Genomic DNA, 2410 nt, shown 5'->3' on the forward strand with positions numbered 1-2410 from the left:
GTTCGCGGACGCGTTGAACACCGCGATGGATCGGAACGCCGCGGCGGCGGACGACCCGGGCGCGGCATCCCCGCATCCGGCCGCCGCCGACGCGTCCGATCCGCCCCGATCCCTGCCGGAGGACGCGCCTTATCCTGGTGCGTTGCTCCGGCACGAGGCGGACGATCGTATCGACGACGGCACCGTCCAGGCCGACGCGCACGCGATGCTGGACGAGGCCCTGGCGCTGAAGCGGGCGATGCGGCGGGTCATGGCCCGCACATCGGCCGAGCCGGCGCGGATCGATCCCGTGACCCAGACCGATAGCGCCGCCCCGGGCGCCCGCCCGAGCGGCATCTGGCCTCGCGTCTTCTGACGCACTCACCGAAACCGCAGGATCTCTCGCCATGGACACGATCAGCGCGACGACAGCCCGGCCCGCCGAGCAGCACACCGCCAAGGCGCACCGCGCGGAGCAAGCCAGCGCGACCGACAGGATCGACAAGCAGGCGGCCGAGAACAAGGTCCGGGATGCCAAGCTGGAGCGCGACGAGCAGGCCAGGACGGCGATCGACAGCCGACCGTCGCAGGCGCACCTGAAATTTCAGGCCTCGCTGCATGCGGACCGGAGCGCGGCCGAACTCAAGACCTCATCGTCCTGAGGCCCCCTCGGCGATCCGGCCGAGCCGGCGGGACACCGGCCCGGAGCGCTCGCCGCCGAAATGGATACCGGTTCGGCGTAAGCGAGCGTGTTGCATCACGGACTTGAAGCCGTTCCCGGTTGCAACGCGATCGGGAACGCCTCGAGGACACGGCTCGGCGGCGGAGCCCCGATCTCCGCCCCACCTGCGGGTGAGCCGTCAGCCGAGCCGTTCGATCCAGCCCTGCGCCTGCGTCCGGACGTTGTCCGGCGCGGTGCCGCCGTAGCTGGTACGGCTGGCCACCGAGTTCTCGACCCCGAGCACGGCGTAGACCGCGTCGGTGATGCGCGGCTCGGCCTCCTGCATCTCGGGCAGCGACAGCTCTTCCAGCCCGACGCCCTTGGCCGAGGCGGCGCCGACCAGCCGGCCGGTGACGTGGTGGGCCTGGCGGAACGGCAGGCCGAGCTCGCGCACCAGCCAGTCGGCGAGGTCGGTGGCGGTGGCGTAGCCGGAGCCGGCAGCCTGGCTAAGCACCCCGGCGTTGGGCTCCAGGTCCTTCACCATGCCGGTCATGGCGGCCAGGCACAGGGAGAGCGCCTGGAGGGCGTCGAACGTGCCCTCCTTGTCCTCCTGCATGTCCTTCGAATAGGCGAGCGGCAGCCCCTTCATCACCACCAGCAGGCCGGTGAGCGCGCCGATGATCCGGCCGGATTTGGCCCGCACCAGCTCGGCCGCGTCGGGGTTGCGCTTCTGCGGCATGATCGACGAGCCGGTGGTGTAGCCGTCCGACAGCTTGACGAAGTTGAACTGCGCCGAGGTCCAGACCACCAACTCCTCGGCGAAGCGCGAGAGATGCACGGCGCAGATCGAGGCGGCGGCCAGCGATTCCAGGGCGAAGTCGCGGTCGGCCACCGAATCCAGGGAGTTGGCGGTCGGCCGGTCGAATCCCAGCGCGGACGCGGTGGCGTGCCGGTCGATCGGGAAGGACGTGCCGGCGAGCGCCGCGGCGCCGAGCGGGCACTCGTTGAGCCGGGCGCGGGCGTCGCGGAACCGGCCGCGGTCCCGGGCCAGCATCTCGACATAGGCGAGGCAATGGTGGCCGAAGGTCACCGGCTGGGCCGACTGGAGATGGGTGAAGCCCGGCATCACCGTGCCGGCATGTTTCAGCGCCGTCTCGGCGAGCGCGCGCTGCAGGTCGGCGGCCTGCTGGTCGAGGGAATCGAGGGTGTCGCGCACCCACAACTTCATGTCGGTGGCGACCTGGTCGTTGCGCGAGCGCGCGGTGTGCAGGCGCCCGGCGGCCGGGCCGACGATCTCGGTGAGCCGGCTCTCCACCGACATGTGGATGTCCTCGAGCTCGCGCTTGAACACGAACCGGCCCGCCTCGATCTCGTCGCGGACGGACTTGAGCCCGGCCTCGATCGCGGCCACATCGTCTGCCGGGAGGATGCCGGCCGCGCCGAGCATCGCCACATGCGCCAGCGAGCCGCGGATATCCTGGGGCGCGAGGCGCTTGTCGAATCCGATGGAGGCGTTGATCTCCTCCATGATTTCCGCCGGGCCGCTGGCAAAGCGGCCGCCCCACATCCGGTTGCTCATGTCGATCCTTCCGCGCCCTGAACGTCCCGAGGGCCGAGCCTGATGCCCGGCCGCACATCCATCCTGGCCGGCGCGGGCCTCGCTGCGCTCGCCGTCCTTGGGACCGCCCTATACGGGAGCGGTCTCCTGCCCGGCAACATGGCCGGGGCGCCCCAGCCCTGCGCGGGGGCGGCGCAAGCGGTCGCCCGGGT

3 protein-coding genes are annotated in these 2410 nt (G+C 71.5%); 2 read left to right on the forward strand and 1 reads right to left on the reverse strand.

The window, feature by feature from the left end; translation table 11 throughout:
• On the forward strand, nucleotides 1-355 hold a 355-nt coding region (locus FV228_RS33475; protein WP_210247824.1), incomplete at its 5' end, for a hypothetical protein.
• 31 nt (nucleotides 356-386) lie between these two features.
• Nucleotides 387-641 (forward strand): hypothetical protein, encoded by a 255-nt coding sequence (locus FV228_RS26915; RefSeq protein ID WP_147857317.1) that lies wholly within the window; start codon nucleotides 387-389, stop codon nucleotides 639-641.
• A 198-nt stretch (nucleotides 642-839) separates the two neighbouring features.
• On the opposite strand, the gene argH is transcribed toward FV228_RS26915, so the two are convergent.
• Nucleotides 840-2219, reverse strand: coding sequence for an argininosuccinate lyase (gene argH, locus FV228_RS26920; protein WP_147857318.1), 1380 nt, complete (start codon nucleotides 2217-2219; stop codon nucleotides 840-842).
• Nucleotides 2220-2410: the final 191 nt, after the last annotated feature.

Source organism: Methylobacterium sp. WL18, from assembly GCF_008040015.1.
GTDB classification, from domain to species: Bacteria; Pseudomonadota; Alphaproteobacteria; order Rhizobiales; family Beijerinckiaceae; genus Methylobacterium; species Methylobacterium mesophilicum.

Bases quoted from the DNA above. Each gene is read 5' to 3' on its own strand.
- FV228_RS26915 (WP_147857317.1), top strand. From the start codon at position 387: ATGGACACGATCAGCGCGACGACAGCCCGGCCCGCCGAGCAGCACACC.
- argH (WP_147857318.1), bottom strand. From the start codon at position 2,219: ATGAGCAACCGGATGTGGGGCGGCCGCTTTGCCAGCGGCCCGGCGGAA.